Origin of the sequence: Nocardia testacea NBRC 100365 (genome assembly GCF_000308775.1) — a bacterium.
GTDB classification, from domain to species: domain Bacteria; phylum Actinomycetota; class Actinomycetes; order Mycobacteriales; family Mycobacteriaceae; genus Nocardia; species Nocardia testacea.
This window is the reverse complement of the sequence record NZ_BAGJ01000059.1, coordinates 1-22224: the sequence shown is the minus strand read 5'-3', so window position 1 is coordinate 22224 and position 22224 is coordinate 1. Positions and strand designations below refer to the sequence as shown.

Genomic DNA, 22224 nt, shown 5'->3' with positions numbered 1-22224 from the left:
AGTACCGTTCGACAGGCACGTCTCACTGCGGTTACCGAGGAGTCGGGAGGACGATGGAAGGGCTGGACCCGCGCCGGTTCGGACTGGTGTGCGCCGCGACGGCCCTGGTCGCAGGCGCCGCCGTGGCCGGTTGCGCGCAGCAGGTCGAAGGTATCGCGACGCCCAACGCCGCCGAGGCGACCTCCTATCGCGAATACGCCTCGTCCTCGTCCGCCGCCGCCACCTCGTCCCAGATCGCCGCCGCCCGGGACAAGGCCATCTCCGACAACTGCACTCTCTTCCCCGGCACCACCGGCGTCGGGGTGAGCAAGTACAACGAGTTCGTCGACGCGCACGACAACAACGCCCCCGACTACGACGCCAAACGCGACGGTGCCGTCACGGCGCTCGAAGACGCCGCCAAACAGGTCGAGGGCGGAGTGAACACCGCGGGCGCACAGCTGCCCGAGGAGTTGCGGATCAAGTTCGTCGCCTATGTCGACTCGGCCCGGGCCCTCGCCCAGGCCACCCGGGAGATGACCTACGCCTCCCCCGTCGGACCGCTCAACGACGCCAGCAAGCGCGTCAACGACGCGCGCAACGCGGTACGCGATGCCTGCCCCAAGTAACCCGGATCGCCCGTCACCAGCGGTTTCGGACGACATATAAAATTCGATCCACCCGATCGGCTTGCGTTAGGGCCGATAACCATGTTCGCTTGCAGATATCTGTAGTCGGGAGTTGAGGAGGACGCCACCGTGGTCGCCGCGGCGGACGATCAGAATTTCGCTCAGAAGCTTGGCATCACCCACGGCATGGTTGTCCAGGAGCTGGGTTGGGACGAGGACACCAACGACGACCTCCGGGCCGACGTCGAGGAGACCTCCGGCAGTGAACTGCTGGACGAGGACTCCGACGAGGTCATCGATGTCGTCCTGCTCTGGTGGCGGGACGGTGACGGGGACCTGGTCGACGAATTGATGGAGGCGATCGGCCCACTCGCCGACGACGGCTTCATCTGGGTGCTCACCCCCAAGACCGGTAACCAGGGCCATGTCGATCCCAGTGAGATCGCCGAGGCCGCCCCCACCGCCGGTCTCACCCAGACCTCGGCCATCAAACTCGGTGAATGGTCGGCCAGCCGGCTGGTGCAGCCCAAGGCCCCCACCAAGCAGCGCTGAGCCACCCAGTTTCGCGCACCCCACGGGCCGGGGTGCGCGCACCCGAGATTTGGAGGATCCTCATGCCCCTCGAGGTCGGCACCCAGGCGCCGGAGTTCACCCTCAAGGACCAGAACAATCAGGAAGTCTCGCTGTCGGACTACCGCGGCGAGAAGAACGTCCTGATCGTGTTCTACCCGCTCGCCTTCACCGGCATCTGCCAGGGCGAGCTGTGCAAGGTTCGCGACGAACTGCCGCGATTCCAGAACGACAACACCGAGATCCTCGCGATCTCGGTGGGCCCCCCGCCCACCCACAAGATCTGGGCGGCCGAACAGGGCTACACCTTCCCGCTGCTGTCGGACTTCTGGCCGCACGGCGCGGTGGCCCAGCAGTACGGCGTCTTCAACGACGTGACAGGTTTCGCCAACCGCGGCACCTTCGTGGTGGACCGCGAGGGAACCATCCGTTTCGCGGAGATGAACGGTCCCGGAGAGCCCCGTGACCAGGCGGCTTGGGAGAAAGCGCTCGCCGCGCTAGATTCATAGACCGTTCCCCCGGACACGCTCCGGGGGACCCGGGCGTATAGCTCAGCGGTAGAGCTCTGGTTTTACACACCAGCGGTCGGGGGTTCGAACCCCTCTGCGCCCACCGAGAACGGCCAGGTGGTTTCGCCTGATGCGAGAAAGTGCTGCCCACGTGGATTTGTGTGGGCTTTCGAGGGTCGACCCCAGCGGGTCAGGACCCGCACGGCGGCGGGGCCTGGACGGTTCCGTATCCCCGCCGATTACGCGCAAGAGCGTCCTCGGACGAACCGGTTCAGGCGCGGCCCGGCGTGAGTACGCGCGCTCCGCGTTATCAGCAGGAAGGCCACGGCCGGATATATTCCGGCGATCGCGAAGTCGAGCAACCCCAGGCCGGTCTCGCCCTGCTGGAGACGGTCGAGCGCGGCGATGGTGATCACGCCGGAGCCGAAGAGATAGCCGACCGTCAGCGCGGGCACCGCGGTGCGCGCGGGCAGGACCGCGCCCACCGCATCGTTCCGCCGGTGCCCGAGACGCCGCCGGTCGGACCAGCGGTCCTCGCTACATCGGCGCTCCCCGGGCGTCCGCGGCGGGAAGCACATAGGAGAACCGCCGGACCCGCGGTAGCCACAGCTGCAACTCGGTGAGGCCGGTCAGATCGGTGCTGCCGGCCACCCGGGCCAGGCCGCGGTGCAGGCGGCGCCACTGGTCGATCCGGTCCGGCGGCAGCGGCCCGGCCACACGGTTCCGCCACCCGTTCTCGCTCGGACGCGGTTCCAGATCGGCGACGAATCGTTCCAGCGCGGTACCGGGTGCACGGTGCGCCAGACCGCCGTCGATCTGCTCCGCCGCCATCGGCGGCCCGTCCAGCACGACCCCGAGCAGATGCGTACCGGCGGTGAGCAGGCCCAGCAGAACGACCACGGCCTGGTACTCACCCGGCCGGCCGTCGAACCCGAGGAAACGGGACGCTTCGGAGAGGTCACGGGTGGCTCGGACCATCCGGTAGAGGTTCACCAGACGTTTCGCCTCGCGCGGCGTCTCGATCAACGTGTCCAGGGCCGCGAGGGCGGCGATCTCGGCCTCGGTCATCGGTCGTGGCGGCGGTGTCCGGGGGCCTTCCCGCTGCTGCCGGTCGACTTCGGAACCGGGCTCGACCGTGATCACGCCGCCGGCTACGGGCGCGAGCGCCGGCGGCTCCGATTCGAGCGCAACCGGACCCTCTCCCCGCTCGCCTCGCGCCGAGAAGAGCGGCCCTGGGTCCGCTGCCGGTGGCAGTGATGTGAGCGGTCGCGGTGGCGATGCGGCCGGCGGGCCCGATACGGAATGGGATCCGGTCATCGACCGAAGCAGCCGGCCCAGACCGTCCGACGACATCGCCGGCAGTACCAGCGGGATATTGAGGATCTTCTCCAGATAGTCCTCCGGGGTGCGCCCGAACGCGTCCGGATCGTCGTCGGTACCCATCGACAGCAGATCGGCGTAGCCGGTGCGCAGCGAACGCAGCAGCCACCGCGGGTCCACCCCGACCACCACCACGAACAGTTCGAAGGCCAGCAACAGATGCACGGCCTGCAACACCTCGACCACCTGCGCCGGGCGGCAGCGGTCCAGATCGTCGATATAGAGAACGATACGGTCGACCGGGCGCCGGGAGCGGTCCCACTCCTGGTCACTCGTCCGCCATTCCACCATCAGTGCGACGAGCTGCTCGAAATCCTTGCGGACGGTGGACACCAGCCCGAGGTTGCCCGAGTAGTCCGCGCTGCCCGCCCGGTCGGCGATGAAGTCGTGCAGGCGGCGTCCCGGCGCCAGCTGGGCCAGCCGGCGGCCGAGTTCGCCCACATGGGTGACGACTTCGTCCAATTGCGCCTGCGCCACACTCTGCCGCGCTTCGGCGTCCCGCAGCCGGTCCAGGGTTTCCGACATCTGCTCCGCCACCGCCGCATCGGCGGCTCCGCGCATACCGGTGTGCAGTTCGGCGGCCATCTCCCGCAGCGTCTGCAGCCCGGTCCGCGCACGGACCAGCAGCGTGACCCCGGTGCCGGCGCACGCACCGAAGAGCACGATGGTCGCGGACAGCCAGTCCCGCAGCGCCGGTGCCAGGACCGCGCCCAGGAGTCCGGTGAGCAGGACGACGACGGCTGCCGCCAGCGCGATCCGGCCGCGCCGGTCGGCCGGCACCCGCCGCAGCGCCTCGGCCTCGGTGAGCGTGCCGTGCATCTCCTCGGCCAGCAATCGGGCCCGGGCGGCTTCGTCCGCGACCCCCAGCCGGTGCCACAAACCGTCGACGCGCCGCCGGAACTCCGCGGAGCCGCGCAAGGCGACGAGGAGATCGCCGGCGGTCGTTTCGCGGGCCGCCGTGGCCGCTTCGATCTCCGCGCGCAGCGCCGCAGCCGTTTCGCCGGCGTCACGGGTGGCGAGTTCCAGTTGCCTGCGCTGGTCGACTCGCTGGGCGAGTTCCCGGCGGATCTGCTCGGCCCGTTCCCGGGTGTCCGGTTCGGAACCGGCGAGCTGGCGGAAGATCTCGTCGCCGAGACTGGCCCACAGGTTGCTGTCGGTGTAATGCCAGGCGTTGAAACCGATCTGCACGATCTCGGTGCAGTACTGTTCCTCGGTCCCGGCGAGTCCCTCGATACGGTCGCGCAGCATCGCCATGAAGTAGCTCTTGCCCGAACCCCATGCCCCGAAGACCCCGATCGACAACGGCAGCGGTGTTTCGCGATCGGCGATGACGGTGGCCAGCATGGAGACATAGGGCGCGACGCCGAGCTGGTCCCGGTCGAGCGGGATGCCGATATTCGGGTCGACCAGATCGGCGGACAGGTTCCCGGCCAGTCCACCCGACAGATCGGGTACCGCCCGGGCGAATTCCGCCGTGACCGCGGCCGCGTCGTCCTCCTCCCGGCAGAAGAAGACGAGACCGTCCAGCCGGAGGCCGTCCGGCTCCCTCGCGAGATCCACTGCCGCGGCGACCATCACCGCCGCCACCGCCGCCGCGGGCCGGTTCAGGTCTCCGGAGGTGAACAGTGGCAGACCGAGGATCCGCGTACCACCCTCGGCAGCGGCCCGGAGAGCTTCCGCGGTGGCGAGCCGGAGGGTGTTGTCCGACAGCGCGCCCCCGTCGTCGGCGGTATCGCGGGGCCGGACCAGTAGCGCCTGTTCCGGCCGGTCGGGTCCTAGGGCGAAGAAGCGGGGGTGGCGGGCATCGATCAGTTCGTACTCGATCAGATTCCACGCCGCGTCCGGATACGCCCTGCGCAGTGCCGCTCCCAGCGAACCGACGCCGGAGCCGACCGACACCGCGATGGTATCGATATCCAGCTCCCACGGACGATCGGTCAACGCGGACGAGAACCGTGTTCCGCCCACCACACCGAGTTCGGTGACAACAGATTCCGAGGTCGTCATCACGGCCCTTCCCCCGCTCGGCCGCCCTACGCCGCCGAGACCGACACTGCCCGCACTACATCGCCGCCGGACCCGTACCACGCGGGCTCGGCCGGTCGCCACCGCCCGCGGGAGCGCGGGCCCCGCCCCACCGCAGCGAGGCTCAGTATCGCATCCCGGCCCGAGAACCGACCGCGCGCAATATCTTTCCCACCGATACGACCGAGTGGTGAACCGACCGCCCGGGAGAGCATCGGGCCGGTTCACCGACGCGCCGCTACGCGCCCAGGTAGCTCGGCTCGGGCCGCTCGCCGCCGGGGACGTGCTCGCCGCCGGGCCGCGGAGTCCGCGCTTTCAGCGCCGGCGCGATGGCGGCCACCGCCAGAACGGCCAGCACGACACCGAGTACCAGCGGCGCCCGCAGCCCGAAAGCGGGTACGAGACTCGAGCCGACGGCCGAGCCGACGATGACTCCCAGCGTGATGAAGGAGGTGTGCACCGTGTTCACCACCACACCGGTACCGCCCGACCGCTGAACCCGTACCGCCATGGCCGGATTCATCGTCACCCCCACCAAACCGATACCGAGCATGAACAGCACCGCCAGCGGCCGGGAGCCGGTGCACACGGCGAAGCCGGTGAGGAACACGATATTGAGCAAGGTGCCGATCAGGAGCGTGGGGACGGTGTGCCGATCCGCGAGGCGGCCCACCACCATATTGCCCACCACGGTCGCGGCGCCGTAGCCGAGCAGCAGCAGCGGTACCTCCCCCTCGCCGAATCCGGTGACTCGGGTGAGGACCGGGGCGAGAAAGCTGAAGACGGAGAAGGTCGCGCCGATGATCAGGGTGCTGGAGACCAATGCGAGCAGCAGCTGCGGGCGACGAAGGGCCCGCAGTTCGCCGGCCGCGGAGGGGCCCGCGGCATGCTCGTCGCCGGTGGGCCGGGCGGGCTCTTGGACGAAGGCCAGCGTGAGCGCCGCCGCGAGCGCGGTCAGGACGGCCACGGTCCAGAACGCGGCCTGCCAGCCCAGCCGGCCGCCGACGAAGGTGGCCAGCGGCAGGCCCAGCAGTGTCCCGAGCATGAGCCCGCTCATCGCGACAGACACGGCACGGCCACGGATCCGTTCGTCCACCAGCCGCAGGGCCAGGGAGACGGCCAGACCGAAGAACGCCTGGGCGGCGATACCGGTCACAACGCGGGCGACGACCATCACCGGATACGACGTAGCCAGTGCGGCCAGCAGATTCCCGGCGAAGAAGAGCGCGAAGACGAGCATGATCGCGGGCTTCGGCGGTACCCGCAACAGAGCCAGGATCAGCAGCGGCCCGCCCAGTGCCATGGCGGCGGCGAAGACGGTGACGAGATACCCGATCTGCGCTATTCCGGTGTGCAGACTCTCGGCCAGTTGGGGCATGAGACCGGCGACAGCGAATTCGCTGGTGACCATGGCGAAAATACCCACGGCGAGGATATAGACCGCGGCCGGCACCGTGGTGGCGCGGGCGGGCGGCGAGGTCGGTGTCACAGGAGCTCCCAGTTTTGTAATGATTATTCTAAAATTCCGGCGACGCGGCCGGGCCCGCTATCGAGCAGCGAATGCCGCGACAACGGACTTTTCGGATCGGGCGGTTCGGATCAGGCGATTCCGCGGGCAGCGACCGGAGGTCCGCGCACCTCCGCGGAATCGGCGAATGCACCGGCCCGGACCGGAGCGGAAGCGAACCCGGAATCGCGCGGGCCACTCCGCGCCGCACGGCGGCCGCCGCCACAGCCGGCCAGGGCATTTCCCCTGGGCGCGACTCCGTCGTTTTGTATCGAATAGTCCAAAATTCGGCCGTGCGGACGAGCCCGTCGGTTCATCCCGTTCAGCCGTCCAGTCGGTCCGGCCGTAGCGCCCGTAGCGCCGCCTCGACGATCTCGTCACACCAGGGCGCGGCCACCCGGCCCTGGGATGACACCCGCAGCCCCGCGACCGCGGAATTCACGAACGCGGCGAGCCCTTCGGCAGAAACACTCGTCGTCACCTCCCCCGCCGCCTGCCCCGCCCGCAGCACCGCGGTCAGCATGGTCAGCCGCGCGGCCGTATCCCGGCCGATCCGCTCGATACTCGCCTCGTGCTCGGGATCGTCTGCCAGTTCGGTCACCGTGTTCACCGCCAGGCATCCCCGGGGCGCCCCGGAGGCCGCCCGCTCGGCCTCCTCGGCCGCGACCGCGCGGAGCAATTCCCCGATACGTTCCACCGTCGGGCGCGTGGGATCACCGATGATCTTCTCGGTACGTGCCAGGGTCCGCCCCAGATAGGCCTCGAGGCACTGCGCGAACAGCTCGTCCTTGCTCCCGAAGGTGTTGTACAGGCTGCTACGACCCAGACCCGTTTCCCGGCAGAGATCCTCGGCACTGGTGGCATGCAGGCCGGCCCGGCCGAACTGCCGGGTGGCGGCATCGATGACCCGCTCGTGATCGAAACTGCGCGGACGTGCCATGCGGTTACCCTAGCTTGTTTTGTAACGCACTGTCCATAATCCCGTCCGCGACAGCCCCTGCCGCGAACCGAGCCGGAGGACGGCCACCGCCACGAACCGAGCCGACCGCTCCCGTCCGGATTCGGTACTCAGCCGACGTCGCGGCGCAGCCAGGTCACCTCGGCGCCCTCGCTGCCGGTCCGGTAGACCTCCAGATCCTCGTCCCAGGCCGTCCCCAGCGCCCGATCCAGTTCCGTGGGCAGATCGAATCCGGTGTGCCGGCCCAGCTCACGGTCGGCCTGCAACAGGACACGCAGCCGCATCTCGCCCACCATCACGTCCCCGTTGGCACTGGTCGAGCCATGCCACAGACCCAGCGACGGCACGAAACTGTAGCGCTCCCCGTCGACGCCGTCGCTGGGATCCTCGGTCACCTCGAAACGCAGGACCGGCCAGGAGCGCAGTGACTGCGCGATACGGGACGCGGTACCGGCCGGGCCCACCCATTCGGTCGTGGCGCGGAGTTGCCCGGGGGCGGCGGGCTGCGCAGTCCAGCGCAGCGAGGCGGGGACACCGAGAGCGGCCGCCAGCGCCCATTCGATATGCGGGCACAGCGCGGCGGGCGACGAGTGGATGTACACCACACCCGCCGTTGCCTCCGCATATCGGGACGATCCGCGCACCACGTACACCTCCGGTTTCGACGATGCTCGTCTTCCCCAACGGTCCGTCGACAAGGCGTTGCCCGAGTGTACTCGAGTGCCCGGTGTTACACGTGTTACTTCACTGCCGTGTTGCGCGCGAGTGTTGCCTCCGCAATGACCGAATCACTGAACGGAGGCCATACTTCGCGCGACCAATCACCGAAATTCTCGTCGCTCAAGGCCACACACGCCACGCCCGGGCGCGGATCGACCCACAGGAACGTCCCGGACTGCCCGAAATGACCGAAGGTTTCGGCCGAATTGGCGGACCCCGTCCAGTGCGGTGACTTACCGTCCTTGATCTCGAAGCCCAGGCCCCAATCATTGGGCCGTTGCGAGCCGAAACCCGGCAGGACACCGTCGCTACCCGGGAACTGCACGCTGGTGGCCTCCGCCAGAGTGTGCGCCGAGATCAGGCGCGGTTCGAGAAGTTCGGCCGCGAAACGCAACAGGTCGGCGAGGGTGGAACTCGCGCCGTGCCCGGCCGAGCCCGTCAATTCCGAATCGACCATACCCAGCGGCTCGAAGACGCCCTGCCGCAGGTACTCCGGGAAAGGGATACCGGTGTGTTCGGTGACCGCGTCGGCCAGCAGTTCGAAACCGGCACTCGAATAGATGCGTTTGGCACCGGGCCGGGCCAGGATATCGGTGGTGTCGAAGGCCACGCCGGAGGTGTGGGCCAGCAGATGACGGACGGTCGCGCCGGGCGGCCCGGCGGGCTGATCGAGTTCGATCGCCCCCTCCTCCACGGCGACCAGCACCGCGTAGGCGGCCAGGGGTTTGGTGACCGACGCCAAGCGGTAGACCCGGTCCGGTTCACCGGCCGACCAGCGGCCTTCCCGGGTGATCACACCCGCCGCGGCATGCCGGACCGGCCATTCCTGGATCTGCTCGAGTGCGCGCACACCCCGAGGTTACGAGACGGAACCGGGGCCGCGGAACCCGGCCGAGCAGTTACCGCAGAGCGTTGGAATGCCGCCGTCACGCCGATGACGGGCCCATGCTCGCAAACACTATGCCGCAGAGTGGATCCACCGGGCGGTAGCCCAGGTGGAGCGGTCGGCCGCGGCGCCGGCCGGCGCGGTCACGCCGGTGGAGACGTCATTTCCCCACCCGTACCGCGACCGGCTCACCCAGGGGCCGACCCGCGGAACGCTACGCCCGCCGCGGCGGGCGACTCGGGCCACCCGGCGCAGGTGGACGCCCGGCTGCCGGAAATCCGAGCCGGCGATATCGGCCCCGGACCGCTACCGGCATCGGGTGGGCCGGTGAGGGGTCGGCCCACCCGGATGCCCGCCGCTCAGCGGTCGGCGTCGGTGTACTTGATGATGCCGCGGATGTTCTTGCCGTCCAGCATGTCCTTGTAACCCTGGTTCACGTCCTCCAGTGAGTAGCTGCGGGTGACCATATCGTCCAGGTTCAGCTGCCCGGCCTTGTACATGGACAGCAGGCGCGGAATGTCCTGGCGGGCGTTTCCGCCACCGAAGATGCAGCCCTTGACCGTCTTCTGGAGCATGCAGAGCAGGAAGTTGTTCATCTTCACGTCGGCGGCGTCCATCCGGCCCATGGAGGTGACGACCAGGGTGCCCGCCTTCGCGGTGAGGATCAGACCCTCTTCGATGTATTCGCCCTGCATCTCACCCATGGTGAGGATGACCTTGTCGGCCATCCGGCCCTCGGTGGCCTCCATCAGCGGCATGATCGCCTCGGCCATGCTGGCGTAGGTGTGGGTGGCGCCGAACTTCTTGGCCTGCTCCAGCTTCCACGGGTTCGGGTCGATGGCGACGACCTTCTGCGCCCCGGAGAGCACCGCGCCCTGCAGCGCGCTCATCCCGACACCGCCGATGCCGACGATGGCCGCGGTATCGCCGGGCATCACGTTGGCGACGTGGGTGGAGGAGCCGAATCCGGTGGGCACACCGCAGCCGACCAGGCACGCGACCTCGAACGGGATCTCCGGGTCGATCTTGACCACCGAGCTGTAGTGCACCGTCATATACGGCGAGAAGGTGCCGAGCAGGCACATCGGAATGACGTCCTTACCGCGCGCCTGGATGCGGTAGCTGCCGTCGCTGATGGACTGCCCGGAGAGCAGACCCATGCCGAGATCGCACAGGGCCATATTGCCCGATACGCACGCCGGACAGCGGCCGCAGGCCGGGATGAACGACAGCACCACGTGATCGCCGACGGCGAGGTCGGGCGGGGTGCCGGGGCCCAGTTTGGTGATGACGCCCGCGCCTTCGTGGCCACCCATGGCCGGGAACGACGGCATCGGGGTGGCTCCGGTGACCATATGGTGGTCCGAATGGCACATTCCGGCGGTTTCCAGCTGGATCTGCACCTCACCGGCGCGGGGGTCACCGAGTTCGATTTCCTCGACCGACCACGGTTCGTCGATCCCCCACAGGATCGCGCCCTTCGTCTTCATTCGTGTCCGACCTCTCGCATGCGCGGGCTTTCATGTGACGGCCTCCACACTACGATACGAACTGGAACACGTTCTAGTGGTTTGGCGAAGATTTTCCGGAGAGAACTGGTCGGCCGACCATTGCACCGCGGCCGGCGGTGGGCACCCACCGCCGGCCGCCTGCCGGACAACTTCCGAATCGGCCGCTTCCACCACCTATACCCCGGCGGCGGCACCTACGGACAGGTATGCCGCCATTCCGCCCGGCCCGGGCGGGGAGAAGCGCCCGCACACACCGGACGCGCCGGATTAATGAAACCTGTTCTCACTCCATGAGTCCGCGCGCCCGCGCGAAGAGTTCGAGGGTATTCGCGTGCAGGAACTCACCGACCCGCTTGGGCGCCTTACCGGCGAAGGACCGCGCGTAGGTGCCTTCGAGCACGATGCCGAGTTTGAAGCAGGCCAGCACCGTGTACCAGGTGACCGCGCCCAGATCACGCTCGGAGAACTTGCCGTAGTGTTCGATCATCTCCGCGCTCGTCGGCAGTGAACCGGCCTCGCCGAGCTTGCCGATCAGCGCCGCCCCCGAGGTCCCCGGCTCGGGCCGGGTCGCGATCTGCCAGCCGAGGTCCAGCAGCGGATCGCCGATGGTCGACATCTCCCAGTCGACCAGGGCCGCGACCTCGGGCCGCTCGTAGGAGAACATGATGTTGGCCAGATGGCAGTCACCGTGCAGGATGCCCGGGGTCCATTCGGCCGGGCGGTGACGTTCCAGCCAGTCGGCCACCGCCTCCAGGCCCGGAATCCGTGGGCCCGGGTACCCCTCGTGCGCCGAGTACGACTCCAGCTCGTGGGTCCAGCGGCCGACCTGCCGCTCCAGGAACCCCTCGGGTTTGCCGTAATCGTCCAGGCCCAGCGCCCGGTAGTCCAGCGCACCCAGCCGGGCGATGGCCTCCACCGCCGACAGGCCCATCTGCCGGCGGGCCTCCGCGTCCTCGGCGAAGCGGGCGGGCAGCTCGGTCTGTGGGTTGAAACCCTCGATCGGTTCCATCAGATAGAAGACCGCGCCCAGCACCGACTCATCGGGTTCGGCGGCGATCACCCGCGGCGCGCGGACATCGGTATCGGCCAGCGCGCCCAGCAGCCGCGCCTCCCGGCGGATGACCTCGTTGCTCTTCGGGCGCAGATGCGCCGGACCGCGGCGCAGCACGTACTCGCGCCCGCCCCGGGTGAAACGAAGCATGATGTTCTGCGTGCCGCCGCCGAGCGCCTTCACCTCCTGGAACTCACCGCCGGCGAGCCCCCGCTCGTCCATCCAGTTCCCGACCACGGTGAAGTCGACGTGCTGGGGATCCACGCCTTCCGGCTGCGCAACAGACATGCCTGACATTGTGCCCCAACCGCTCGGACAAACTGCGGGCAACCGACAACAGTTCGCTACCCGCTCGCGGCGTAGGGTTCGGTCCACGATGTCTTTCTCCGTGACCCTCCAGCACCGTGTACTCGAGCGGGCCGTCGATACCGAGGCGGTCTTCCTGCGGTTGTACGGCACTTCGACGACCGCGTTCTGGCTCGACAGCGAGCACGTGGAACGGGGATCGGCCCGCTTCTCGTTCCTCGGCGACGCCACCGGCCCGCTGGCCGAGGTGATCGGCTACCGGGTGGGCAGCGGCAGGGTCACCGTCCGCACCGCCGACGGCGCCGTCCGCGAGGAGCCGGGCACCGTTCTCGACCATCTGGCCGAAGCACTGCGGGCACGGCCGGTCCCGCTGCCGGCGGACTTCCCGTTCGATTTCGCGGGAGGTTACGTCGGGTACCTCGGCTATGAGGTCAAGGCCGATTGCGGCGGGTCGGCGGCGCACCGCGCCCCGGCACCCGACGCCCAGTGGATCTTCGCCGACCGGGTGGTCGTCGTCGACCATCTCGCCGGGCGCACATATCTGCTGGCACTGGCCGACGATTCCGGCGGCGCCGCGGCACGGGCCTGGCTGCGCACCACGGCGGCGATACTGGACACGCTGCCGACCTGGTCGAATCCACCGCCGATCGACACCGGAGGCGACACCACCGGCCTCGAGGCCCACCTGGTCCGCGGCCGGGCGCGCTACCTGCGCGATATCGCCGACTGCCGGGCCGCGCTGCGGGCCGGTGAATCCTACGAGATCACGTTGACCGATCAGCTCGTCTTTCCCGCCACCTCCGGCGGACTCGATGCCTATCGCACGCTGCGCCGGGCCAATCCGGCGCCCTATTCGGCCTACCTGCGGTTCGGCGACCTGGAAATCGCCTGTTCCTCCCCCGAACGCTTCCTGAAGATCGACCGCGACCGGGTCGTCGAGACGAAACCGATCAAGGGCACCGCCCGCCGCGACCCCGACCCGGTGGTGGACGAACAGCTGCGTCGTGCGCTCGTCGAGGACCCGAAGACCCGGGCGGAGAACGTGATGATCGTGGACCTGCTGCGCAACGATCTGGGACGGGTCTGCGAGATCGGCAGTGTGCGGGTGCGCGACCTGCTGGCCACCGAGACCTACTCGACGCTGCACCAGCTGGTTTCCACCGTCCGCGGCACCCTGCGTGCCGATACCGGGGTCGTCGACTGCCTGCGCGCCTGTTTCCCCGGCGGCTCCATGACCGGGGCGCCCAAGCTCCGCACGCTGCAGATCATCGACACCCTCGAAACCCGGGCGCGTGGAGTGTATTCGGGGACGATCGGGTTTCTGGGGCTGGGCGGTACGGCCGACCTCAATATCGTCATCCGCACCGCGGTGCGCTACGCCGGGACCTGGCAGATCGGGGCCGGTGGCGCCATCGTGCTGGACTCGGTGGCCGAGGCGGAATACGAGGAGATGCTGCTCAAGGCCGCGGCGGTGTACCGGGCCACGGCCGGCGCCGTCGCACCGGCCGGCGAGGTGACCGCGGCCGGGTGAGCACCGCGGCGCCGGCGAGAAGTATTGCGGGCCATCGCAAACGAGCGGCCCGATCCCGCGAACAGCGCGACAATGGAGCGATGGCACAGCTCTGGGTGAGAACACATGGTGGGGACTGGCTTCGCGCCGACCAGATCATCGAGATCGGCACGGAACCGGTACGTGAACGCGGCCCACACGATGGTCCGGGCGCCGTCGAAGTCGTGGCCCGGCTGGCGGTGGCGACCGGCAGCGGGCAATGGGACTACGACCGGGGCAGCGGCACCGTCGAGCCGAGTGTCCGGATACTGGGCCGCTACCCCAGCGGGGAGACCGCCGACCGGATCGCCGACCAGCTGGTGCTGATCCTGCTCAGTGCGAACAAGAACGCGCAGATCACCTTTGACGACGAAGAGGTGCAGGTACGTCCCGTACACGATCGCACCGCCCACGACACCCCCTACAACGGCCGGACGCTCGACTCGGCCTGAGGCGCTCAGGAACGACGCCGAGGACGCTTCTTCGGTTCGGGTTCCGGTTCCGCGGGTTCGCCCGCGGTGAAGCCGGCCATCCGGCCGAGCCGGCCCACCCCGGGCAATCGGGCCAGCGCGCCGAACAGATCCTCACCCAGCGCGATCATCGCCTCCAGCCGCGGCAGCAGCCGGTCGTAGGCCGCGAACGCGGGGTCGGCGAGCGCCAGGGTGCGGTCGAGCCGGTCGATCGTGGCATTGAGCCGGTCGATGGCACTGGACAGGTTCTCCAGCACATCGGGCAGTTGCGCCGCCAGCTGCGCCGACGCCGGCGGCAGCCGTACCGCGGCGTCGAATGCCTGGCCGGCGGTCAGCTGGGCGGCCTCCAGTGCTTGACCGGCCGCGGACTGCGCGGCATCCACCGCGGTCTGGGCGGCGGCGAGCACATCGGCGGGTGTGGGGACCCGCCGGGCGCCCGGTCTCTTGTCCCCCGGCTGCCCCGGATCGGTCATGCCACAACTCTGCCGCATGGATCCCGAAAACCGCTACGACCTGCACACCTGCGGGCGTGTCGGCATCGCATGGCATAGTTCGACGACGATGGAACTGAGCAAGGGCGCCAATACGCCGATACCGACATCGCTTCTGGCCGTGGTGATTTCCTGGCGGTCGGACCATACGATGGACGCGCACGCCCTGCTGCTGGGCAGCGACGGGACGGTGCGCGGCGACCGGGATCTGGTCTTCTACAACGCGCCCCGCCACATCTCCCAGGCCGTCACCCTCGATCAGGACCCCGATCCGGGCACGGCGCGGCTCAGTGTTTCGCTACCGCGCACCGAGGCCGAGGTCGATCGCATCGTGGTGTCGGGCTCACTGGAGGAGGCGACCTTCACCGACCTCGGCGAGGTGACGCTCACGGTGTTCGCGGTCGACGGACCGGTGGCGGTGTTCACCGTCGACGACGCGGAATCGGTGTCGGCCATGATGTTCGGCGAGTTCTACCGCCGCGACGGCGGCTGGCGGTTCCGCGCCGTCGGACAGGGCTGGGCCGCCGGGATGGCGGGTCTGATCACCGAGTTCGGTATCCAGGTCGACGAGGAGCCCGCGGCACGGCAGTCCGCCCCGCCGCCGCCCCGCGCCGAGGCGCCGGCCCGGACGGCCTCCGAGGAGCCCACGGAACATCTGCGACCGGCCGCGTCCCCGGCCGGGGACCGCAGTACCGCGGTCCTCGACCGCCCCGCCGATCCCGGCCGCCGCCGCACCGGAATCGCCGCCGAGGAGCCGCCCCGCGCCGGTGATCGGGCGAATCCCCACCGCGGTCCCGAACCGACGACCACCGCCGCGAACGGCGCCCGCGGCGCCTCCCGCGGAGCGCATCCGGGCAACGCCCACTACCGCCTCGACGAGTCCCCGCCCACCGCGGCTCCCGCCCCGCCCTGGGACCGTTTCGCCGAACCGCAGCCCACCCGGCAACTCCCCGGAACAGTGACGCTGCGCCGGCTCGCCACCGAGCCGGTGCGCCTGCCCCCGCCCCCCGAACCCGCCCGCGCCGACTGGTACCGCGACCCCGAGGATCCGGCCCGGCTGCGCTGGTGGGACGGGGAACGCTGGACCACCGACCGGCGCCCGGCGGTGCGACCGCACGCCCACGACTGCGAGCGCTGCGGCGCGCGGCGGCGGCGCCGGGTCTTCGGCGGCCATCACCCGTGTGCGTCCTGCGCCGCGGAGACCGAGGATTTCCTCATCCACTGGCACACCCGCGCGGCCCGGTCGCTCGCCGCCACCGGGCCGCGCGGGCCGGAGTGGGAGGCGCTGTGGGCTTCCCTGCGCTATCAGCGCATCGATGCGGCCGCGGCGCGCGCCGCACTGCAACCGGCGGCGCTGCATTACGTGGAACGGCGGGTCGCCTTCGCGTTCGCCGACGGGCAGATCACCGCCGAGGAATACGACGATGTCGAATCCGCCGTCACCGAACTCGGTCTGAGCGGTCCCCTGATCGATGAACTGCGGTCGCGGCTGGCCCGGGGCCGCGCGCTGTCGCGACTACGGGAGGGTGATCTGCCCGCGATCGCCACACCGGACCTGCATCTGGACGCCGAGGAACTGGTGTACCTCGATATCGATGCGACCCATATCCGGGAGCTGGCCCGCGGCCCCAAGCACACCGAGGGCCGGTTGATCGTGAGCACCAAGAAGCTGCGCTTCGTGGGCACGGGCGCGGGCGTGGAACTGCCGTGGTCGCGGATCGTCTCGGTGGCCGCCGAATACGACACCGTGGTGGTCGCGGCCACATCGGCGCGCGGCGGCGCCACCTTCGCCGTCACCGATCCGGAATATCTCGCGGCCGCGCTGGAGGGGGCGCTGCGCATTGCGAAACGACTGGTCCTGGCCCCGGGACAACGGGATTCGCGCAGTATTCCACAAGAGGTGAAAGCGGAGGTGTGGCAGCGCGACGGCGGACGCTGCGTGGAATGCGGCGAGAGCCACTATCTGGAGTTCGATCACGTGATCCCGCTCAGCCGCGGTGGCGCCACCAGCGCGGCCAATCTGCAGATCCTGTGCCGCGGCTGCAATCGCACCAAAGGGGCCAATATCTGATCGCGGTACGGCCGCGGGTCAGGACACCAGCGGCGGCGGCGACCAGTTGCCCTCCAGCACCCGCTGTTCGGGCTCGTACAACCGCATGATGAGGGAGAACTGGCCCTGCTCGGGGATCGGCAACCAGTTGGACCGCGGCACCCCGGGCCCGGGATCGGCGGCCTGCACCGCGAATTCCAGCGCACCGTCGGGCGCTACATGCGGTGCCACCGGATGCCCGATGGTGTGCAGGTCCGCCGCGTTCGGCACCAGGTAGCCGTCGGCCCCGTAGGCGGTGATCGACCAGAACGCGGCCGCCGGGGGTGCTTGACCGGGTTCGAACCGCAGGGTGAACTCCCGCGGGTCGCCGTCCTCGTCGGCCTCGTCGAACAACGCCGGATAGAGAGCGGCCTCGGCGATATTGGCGCCGACACCCCTTCTGGCTGTGGTGGCACGCAGCAGATAATTGGTGCCGTACCGACCGACGTTCAAGGCCACCAGCCAGCCGTCGCGCATCCGGGAGGCCGGGTCGACGTAGGCCTTGATCTTCTGCTGCGCCGCGTCGACGCCCGCGTCGAGTTCGCCGGTGCTCACCCCTTCCGGGGATCCGCCCGGGCGGATTCCGATGGTGGCGAACCGCCGCATCGCCGGTTCGTCCTCCGGCGCCGGTGGATTGTCCTCCATCAACTCGCACAGGCGGTCGAAGTATTCGCGCGTCGACATCGCCTCGACCGAATCGCGGCCCACCGGTTCCGACCAGTCCTGATTACCCGGTATCGACTCCGATTCGGTGGCCGCCCGCGTATTCCACGCGCTGAGCGGCGCCAGCCGGAGCTGGGCCTGGACGGCGCGAACGGCGGGCACATCGGCGCTGCCGCGCACCTCGACCCGCCCGTAGAGCCAGGCATCCGCGGTCGGCACCGGAAGGTGCACGACACCGGCCGGCAGCTTCCCGTCCCAGCCCGGCCCCGTGACCGCGTAGGTATAGGGCGGGGACGTGCCCGGTTCGACCTCCGGTCGCACGCTGCTCGGCGTGGACACCGTATTGGACCAGGCGTCGAGAACCTGCATCACCCAGTACCGATCCCGGATCTCCGGTACCTCGAAGAGCACCGGTTCCTTGCGTAGATCCAGCCATGCCACCGAATACAGGTTGTCCAGGTCGATCCGGACCACCGTGCGCTGGCTCGCGGGTGGCAGGGAGGAGGTGTGCTGGAACCGATTGGTGGATACGTAGTCCAGTGCCCGTCTGCGTAATGTGTCGATCAGGATCATGGGGTAGCCGAAGATATAGGCGTCGGCCGCCACCTCCCGCCGGGTGGCGGGGGTACCCGACGGCTCGATCGGAGTGCCGGAGTCCTCACCGCCGCAGGCCGCCAGGCCGGTGACCGCGACGAGGCCCAGCATCGACCGCCGGGTCATCCGGAACCGGTCTGCCGCCGGCTGCGTCATGCCTCCGGCTGCCGCGGCGGGCACTTCGCGCATTCGCACTCTCCCTGCTCATCGCTGTCGACGGACTGCGAGCAGGATACGCGGAGATAACTGGAACGTAGCGGATGCGCTCGGCGCGGCCGCTCTCAGATGGCGAGAACCGTATTCATGATGGTGCCCGCGCTGGTGGCGACGACCCCGCCGATCATGGCTCCGGCCACCATCTTCGGCGACTCCATACCGCTACCCGACCATTTCTCCCAGGCGAACTTGGCACCCGCGAAGATGATGCTGACGGTGCCCGACAGAATGGCCAGCCAGGTGCCGTAGCGGACGAACTGATCGATCTTGTCCGCCAGCGGCGGCGGTTCCGGAGTGGGATCGCTGACCTGTGCGTATACCGATACTGCGTCCACAACCGACGCCGCGATGCTGCTCACCGTCTGCTCCCTCGCCGATACCGTCCGGGGCGCACGGCCCCTCCTCCATCATCCAGACCGATACCGGTGCGGCGCAAGTTCTTGCCGCGCAGCGGCTTTCACGCTATAACCGCTGGTGACCCGAACACCTACCCGGACCTGGGATTACTGCGTACCACCCGGCGAGCGGTTACGATGCGTTAGCGTTCCCGCCCACCCCGAAACCAGAGTGAGCTGCGAGATGATACTGGCCGCCGTGACCGATACGCTGGCGCAAATCGGTAACCCCACACCCGAAGCACCCCCCATCTCGGACAAATTCCTGCAACTCGTCAGGTATCTGACCTGGTTCGTGCTGCTCGCCGGGATCTGCGCGATCATCTACGCCGGCGGCAAGTTCGCCTGGGAGAAATGGTCCGGCGGTGGCCTGGAGTCGCCGAAGATGGTGGCCGGGGCCATGATCGGCGGTGTCATCGCCACCAGCGCGGGCACCATCATGAACGCCGTGATCGGCTGACGCGCCGCACCGCGTTCAGTTCCGCGGCGTCTCGGCCGGCTCGATCCCGGTCACGGGCGTCCGCCTCGATGACCGCGCGCGACTCGGCCGGACCGAGCTCGGTTCCGTCCTGGCGGAGGCGCATTCGCGCGCCCTCGACATCCACCCGCCCGAGGCGGTCCGCACCGCCGCCGTGTCAGCGGAAGTACGCGGCGGCGCGGGCCGGTCGGCGGGTGGTGGCGTCACCGGATATCAGGTCCGGGTCGATGCCGGGCGGCGGCTTCGAGGTCGGCGATACTGCCCGACATGATCGTCCGCACGTGCCGGGTGATGTGTTCGATCGGCCAGTCCCACCAGGCCACCGCCAGCAGCCGGGCGATATCGGGTTTCTCGTAGCGGCTGCGGATGAGGCGGGCCGGGTTACCGCCGACAATGCCGTAGTCGGGTACATCGCCGGTGACCACTGCACCGGCGCCGACGATCGCGCCGTGGCCGATCCGCACGCCGGGCAGGATCGTCGCGCCGTTGCCGATCCAGACGTCGTTGCCGACGACGGTGTCGCCCCGGTTCGGCAGATCGGTCAGCAGATCGATATGGGACGCCCACGAACCACCCATGGTGGGAAAGGGGAAGGTCGACGGACCGTCCATTCGATGGTTGGCGCCGTTCATGATGAACCGCACGCCCGTGGCCAGCGCGCAGAACTTCCCGATGATCAGCTTCTCCGGCCCGTAGTGGTAGAGCACATTGCGGGTTTCGAACCCGGTCGGATCGTGGGGGTCGTCGTAGTAGGAGAACTCCCCGGCCTCGATCAGCGGTGAGGTGATCAGCGGTTTCAGCAGGACCACGCGCGGCTGTCCGGGCATCGGGTGCAGCACGGTGGGGTCGGTGGGTAAGGGGTCGGCGGGCACGGCGGAACTCCTTCGGGACGTGAGTGTTCGGATTTCGGCGAGGGTCAGACAGACACTGTCGCCCGCAAGGGGAGCCGGTCACCGTGCCAGCGCGCGCGCAGCCGGCGATCGTGGCTGACGATCACCAGCGCGCCCCGGTATTCGGCCAGCGCGGTGTCCAGTTCGTCGACCAGACCCGGCGAGAGGTGGTTGGTGGGCTCGTCGAGCAGCAGCGCATCGCATGGTTCCACCACCAGTCGCGCCAGGGCCAGCCGCTGCCGCTGCCCGGTGGACATCTCCGCGACGCGGGCGGTGAGCTGGGTCCGGTCGAACAGGCCCAGCGCCAGGAGCCGTTCGGCGTGCTCTTCGGCGTCCCCGGCGCGGCCGCGGGCGAAGGCCGCCAGCAGGGTCTCCCCGGGTTCGGCCGGCGGCGGTTCCTGTGCCAGAAACCCGATGCGGCCGCGGCGGACGACGGTGCCCGCGTCCAGGGCGAGGCCCCCGGCCAGCACCCGCAACAGCGTGGACTTGCCCGCCCCGTTCGGGCCGGTGATCAGCAGGCGGTCTCCGGCGGCGAGAGTAAGGCTCGTCGGTAGCAGCCGGCCGGTGACCGCGATTCCGGTGGCGTCGATCACGGTGCCGGGCGCGCCGCCGGACCGCAAGGCGGGGGTGAAGCGCAACGGCCGCGGTGGCGGCGGCACCGGGTCGGCTAGCAGGCGGCGCAGTCGTTCCTCGGCATTGCGGACCCGCCCGGCGAGCGACTGCTGCACCCGGCCGCCCGCGCGGTCGTAGGCCATCTTGTTGTTGTCCTTCATCGCCCGGCCCGGAGCGACCCGGCGCGCCGTGGTGGCGGCGGTTTCCCGGAGCCGATCGATATCGGCCTGCCACTGCTCGTGGGCCTGGACCCACCGCTGCCGCGCCGCGGCCTTCTCGGCACGGAAGCCCGCGTAGCCGTTGCCGTATCGGACCACCCGGCGGCGATCCGCGTCGACCTCGAGCAGAGTGGTCGCGACCCGCTCCAGGAAGACCCGATCGTGGGAGACGGTCACCGTGGTGCCCCGGCGGGTACGCAGATGGTCCTCCAACCAGGTCAGGGCGTCGTCGTCGAGGTGATTGGTGGGCTCGTCCAGCAGCAGCACCTCCGACCCGGCCGCCAGCACCGCCGCCAGGCGCAGCCGGACCTGTTCTCCGCCCGAGAGCCCGCCGACCCGGCGGTCGCGGGCGACCAGTCCCAGGCCGAGACCGTGCAGGGCACGCTCCACCCGTGCGTCGGCGTCGTAGCCGCCGCGTAGTTCGAAAACGGTGGTCAGTTCGCCGTATTCGGCCAATCCGGACTCGTCGCCGGATGCCATGGCGGCCTCCAGGGCACGCATGCGCACCTCGAGGGCGCGGAGCTCGCGCAGCGCCCGGTCGATGACCTGCTGGACGGTCGTCTCCGGTGGCAGTTGCTCGTCCTGGGCGAGATAGCCGACACCGCCGTCGGCCCGGACGACGATCTCCCCGGCGTCGGGCCGCTCCCGCCCGGCGAACAGGCGCAGCAGGGTGGATTTACCGGATCCGTTCTCGCCGATGATGCCGGTGCGCTCGCCCGCGGTGAGCGAGCACGTCACCTCATCGAGAACGCGCCGGCCGTGGAAGGACTTGGTGACCGCGAGCGCGGTGATCTGGGTGGGCATGGACACTCTCCGAAGCATTCGAGTACGACGCGGTCCCCGGGGACCGCAGGACGGGGGGAATGCTTCGAATGAGCATCGGCTACCTCACTAGTGCGACGACTGTTGCATTAGCATGGTGCCACAGCCCTTCCCCATGAGCAACCGGATGATCCCCATGACTTCTCCACCCCCGGCCGACGAGACCCCTCGCCCGGCAGTACGCCCGGGCGGACGGACCGCCCGTATCCGCGCCCAAGTCCTGGACGCCGTGCACGCGGAACTGACCGAGCACGGTTACGACGCACTCACCGTGGACACCGTCGCCGCCCGCGCCGGCGTCCACCGCACCACCGTCTACCGGCGCTGGCGCGATGTCGGCGGCCTGCTCACCGATGTCTTCGCCGCGGCGGCCGATATCGACTGGCACCCCCGCGACACCGGCTCCCTCCAGGAAGATCTGGCCGCACTCAATCGCGAGATCCAGGACTCGCTCACCGAGGAACCCTCGATCGCGGCCGCGCTGATCGCGGTGTCGTTCCGTTCCGAGGAGGCCGCCCGCGCCCTCCGGCAGTTGTGGGAGAACCGATACGCCCAGTCCGAGATCGTGGTCGAGCGAGCCGTGCGCCGCGGCGAACTCGCCCCCGGCGTCGACGCCCGGGCCGTCCTGATCGCGGCCACCGCGCCGGTCTACCACCAGCTCACACTGCTGCGCACCCCGCCCGACCCGCGACTTCCCGACCGGGCG

General features: G+C 69.5%; 21 protein-coding genes and 1 tRNA gene. 9 read left to right on the top strand and 13 right to left on the bottom strand.

Features of this window, described 5'->3' with window-relative positions:
* The first annotated feature begins 53 nt into the window (after positions 1–53).
* The 4 genes from ON38_RS07595 to ON38_RS07580 all read left to right on the top strand — a co-directional run bounded on the left by ON38_RS07595 (position 54) and on the right by ON38_RS07580 (position 1790).
* On the top strand, positions 54–608 hold the full coding sequence (locus tag ON38_RS07595; RefSeq protein ID WP_039823516.1) for an Rv2240c family protein: 555 nt from the start codon (positions 54–56) through the stop codon (positions 606–608).
* 129 nt (positions 609–737) lie between these two features.
* Positions 738–1160 carry a DUF3052 domain-containing protein gene (locus ON38_RS07590; protein WP_039823515.1) on the top strand — a complete coding sequence of 141 codons (423 nt, stop codon included), beginning with the start codon at positions 738–740 and terminating at the stop codon, positions 1158–1160.
* A 62-nt stretch (positions 1161–1222) separates the two neighbouring features.
* The gene (locus ON38_RS07585) at positions 1223–1687 is read left to right on the top strand and encodes a peroxiredoxin (protein ID WP_039823514.1); all 465 of its coding nucleotides are present in this window, start codon (positions 1223–1225) and stop codon (positions 1685–1687) included.
* A gap of 31 nt (positions 1688–1718) precedes the next feature.
* Positions 1719–1790: transfer RNA gene (locus ON38_RS07580), tRNA-Val, on the top strand.
* 136 nt (positions 1791–1926) lie between these two features.
* Here the strand turns inward: ON38_RS07580 and ON38_RS07575 are convergent.
* The 8 genes from ON38_RS07575 to ON38_RS07540 all read right to left on the bottom strand — a co-directional run bounded on the left by ON38_RS07575 (position 1927) and on the right by ON38_RS07540 (position 12022).
* On the bottom strand, positions 1927–2172 hold the full coding sequence (locus ON38_RS07575) for a hypothetical protein (RefSeq protein ID WP_039823512.1): 246 nt from the start codon (positions 2170–2172) through the stop codon (positions 1927–1929).
* Positions 2173–2224: 52 nt separating this feature from the next.
* Complete coding sequence (locus ON38_RS07570; protein WP_039823511.1) at positions 2225–5074, bottom strand: P-loop NTPase fold protein; 2850 nt, start codon at positions 5072–5074, stop codon at positions 2225–2227.
* A gap of 256 nt (positions 5075–5330) precedes the next feature.
* Entirely contained in the window at positions 5331–6581 is a 1251-nt protein-coding gene (locus ON38_RS07565; RefSeq protein WP_245563952.1) for an MFS transporter, read from the bottom strand.
* A gap of 340 nt (positions 6582–6921) precedes the next feature.
* Positions 6922–7539: a TetR/AcrR family transcriptional regulator gene (locus ON38_RS07560; protein WP_039823509.1), complete on the bottom strand. Its 618-nt coding sequence runs from the start codon at positions 7537–7539 to the stop codon at positions 6922–6924.
* A gap of 128 nt (positions 7540–7667) precedes the next feature.
* On the bottom strand, positions 7668–8201 hold the full coding sequence (locus ON38_RS07555; protein ID WP_039823549.1) for a DUF3145 domain-containing protein: 534 nt from the start codon (positions 8199–8201) through the stop codon (positions 7668–7670).
* 95 nt (positions 8202–8296) lie between these two features.
* Complete coding sequence (locus ON38_RS07550) at positions 8297–9127, bottom strand: serine hydrolase domain-containing protein (protein ID WP_039823508.1); 831 nt, start codon at positions 9125–9127, stop codon at positions 8297–8299.
* A 395-nt stretch (positions 9128–9522) separates the two neighbouring features.
* On the bottom strand, positions 9523–10653 hold the full coding sequence (locus tag ON38_RS07545; protein ID WP_039823507.1) for an NDMA-dependent alcohol dehydrogenase: 1131 nt from the start codon (positions 10651–10653) through the stop codon (positions 9523–9525).
* A 304-nt stretch (positions 10654–10957) separates the two neighbouring features.
* Entirely contained in the window at positions 10958–12022 is a 1065-nt protein-coding gene (locus ON38_RS07540) for a phosphotransferase family protein (protein ID WP_085995363.1), read from the bottom strand.
* A gap of 79 nt (positions 12023–12101) precedes the next feature.
* Between ON38_RS07540 and pabB the strand changes: the two genes are divergently transcribed.
* Together pabB and ON38_RS07530 are read left to right on the top strand one after the other, a co-directional pair.
* Positions 12102–13562, top strand: coding sequence for an aminodeoxychorismate synthase component I (gene pabB, locus ON38_RS07535; protein WP_245563951.1), 1461 nt, complete (start codon positions 12102–12104; stop codon positions 13560–13562).
* 80 nt (positions 13563–13642) lie between these two features.
* The gene (locus tag ON38_RS07530; protein WP_039823504.1) at positions 13643–14032 is read left to right on the top strand and encodes a hypothetical protein; all 390 of its coding nucleotides are present in this window, start codon (positions 13643–13645) and stop codon (positions 14030–14032) included.
* Positions 14033–14037: 5 nt separating this feature from the next.
* On the opposite strand, the gene ON38_RS07525 is transcribed toward ON38_RS07530, so the two are convergent.
* Positions 14038–14523: a hypothetical protein gene (locus ON38_RS07525; RefSeq protein WP_051164475.1), complete on the bottom strand. Its 486-nt coding sequence runs from the start codon at positions 14521–14523 to the stop codon at positions 14038–14040.
* A gap of 16 nt (positions 14524–14539) precedes the next feature.
* Here ON38_RS07525 and ON38_RS07520 point away from each other — a divergent pair, with 16 nt between their 5' ends.
* On the top strand, positions 14540–16612 hold the full coding sequence (locus ON38_RS07520; RefSeq protein ID WP_245563950.1) for a TerD family protein: 2073 nt from the start codon (positions 14540–14542) through the stop codon (positions 16610–16612).
* Positions 16613–16630: 18 nt separating this feature from the next.
* Here ON38_RS07520 and ON38_RS07515 read toward each other — a convergent pair whose 3' ends face one another.
* A complete protein-coding gene (locus tag ON38_RS07515) occupies positions 16631–18076 on the bottom strand; it encodes a DUF1254 domain-containing protein (RefSeq protein ID WP_245563949.1) in 1446 nt (481 codons plus the stop codon).
* Between the two features lie 92 nt (positions 18077–18168).
* On the bottom strand, positions 18169–18462 hold the full coding sequence (locus ON38_RS07510; protein WP_039823503.1) for a hypothetical protein: 294 nt from the start codon (positions 18460–18462) through the stop codon (positions 18169–18171).
* Positions 18463–18682: 220 nt separating this feature from the next.
* Between ON38_RS07510 and ON38_RS07505 the strand changes: the two genes are divergently transcribed.
* Positions 18683–18958: a hypothetical protein gene (locus tag ON38_RS07505; protein ID WP_030524066.1), complete on the top strand. Its 276-nt coding sequence runs from the start codon at positions 18683–18685 to the stop codon at positions 18956–18958.
* Positions 18959–19179: 221 nt separating this feature from the next.
* Here the strand turns inward: ON38_RS07505 and ON38_RS07500 are convergent, their stop codons facing one another.
* Both ON38_RS07500 and abc-f read right to left on the bottom strand, forming a co-directional pair.
* Positions 19180–19803: a CatB-related O-acetyltransferase gene (locus tag ON38_RS07500; RefSeq protein WP_051164478.1), complete on the bottom strand. Its 624-nt coding sequence runs from the start codon at positions 19801–19803 to the stop codon at positions 19180–19182.
* Positions 19804–19892: 89 nt separating this feature from the next.
* Positions 19893–21500, bottom strand: coding sequence for a ribosomal protection-like ABC-F family protein (gene abc-f, locus ON38_RS07495; protein WP_174372402.1), 1608 nt, complete (start codon positions 21498–21500; stop codon positions 19893–19895).
* Between the two features lie 154 nt (positions 21501–21654).
* Here abc-f and ON38_RS07490 point away from each other — a divergent pair.
* The coding region (locus tag ON38_RS07490) for a TetR/AcrR family transcriptional regulator (RefSeq protein ID WP_039823542.1) at positions 21655–22224 on the top strand (570 nt) is incomplete at its 3' end.

Excerpts from the sequence above, each read along its gene's own strand:
- ON38_RS07595 (WP_039823516.1), top strand. The coding sequence starts at position 54 with ATGGAAGGGCTGGACCCGCGCCGGTTCGGACTGGTGTGCGCCGCGACG.
- ON38_RS07585 (WP_039823514.1), top strand. The coding sequence starts at position 1,223 with ATGCCCCTCGAGGTCGGCACCCAGGCGCCGGAGTTCACCCTCAAGGAC.
- ON38_RS07570 (WP_039823511.1), bottom strand. The coding sequence starts at position 5,074 with ATGACGACCTCGGAATCTGTTGTCACCGAACTCGGTGTGGTGGGCGGA.
- ON38_RS07560 (WP_039823509.1), bottom strand. The coding sequence starts at position 7,539 with ATGGCACGTCCGCGCAGTTTCGATCACGAGCGGGTCATCGATGCCGCC.
- ON38_RS07545 (WP_039823507.1), bottom strand. The coding sequence starts at position 10,653 with ATGAAGACGAAGGGCGCGATCCTGTGGGGGATCGACGAACCGTGGTCG.
- ON38_RS07540 (WP_085995363.1), bottom strand. The coding sequence starts at position 12,022 with ATGTCAGGCATGTCTGTTGCGCAGCCGGAAGGCGTGGATCCCCAGCAC.
- pabB (WP_245563951.1), top strand. The coding sequence starts at position 12,102 with ATGTCTTTCTCCGTGACCCTCCAGCACCGTGTACTCGAGCGGGCCGTC.
- ON38_RS07530 (WP_039823504.1), top strand. The coding sequence starts at position 13,643 with ATGGCACAGCTCTGGGTGAGAACACATGGTGGGGACTGGCTTCGCGCC.
- ON38_RS07525 (WP_051164475.1), bottom strand. The coding sequence starts at position 14,523 with ATGACCGATCCGGGGCAGCCGGGGGACAAGAGACCGGGCGCCCGGCGG.
- ON38_RS07520 (WP_245563950.1), top strand. The coding sequence starts at position 14,540 with ATGGATCCCGAAAACCGCTACGACCTGCACACCTGCGGGCGTGTCGGC.
- ON38_RS07515 (WP_245563949.1), bottom strand. The coding sequence starts at position 18,076 with ATGCGCGAAGTGCCCGCCGCGGCAGCCGGAGGCATGACGCAGCCGGCG.
- ON38_RS07505 (WP_030524066.1), top strand. The coding sequence starts at position 18,683 with ATGATACTGGCCGCCGTGACCGATACGCTGGCGCAAATCGGTAACCCC.
- ON38_RS07500 (WP_051164478.1), bottom strand. The coding sequence starts at position 19,803 with ATGCCCGGACAGCCGCGCGTGGTCCTGCTGAAACCGCTGATCACCTCA.
- abc-f (WP_174372402.1), bottom strand. The coding sequence starts at position 21,500 with ATGCCCACCCAGATCACCGCGCTCGCGGTCACCAAGTCCTTCCACGGC.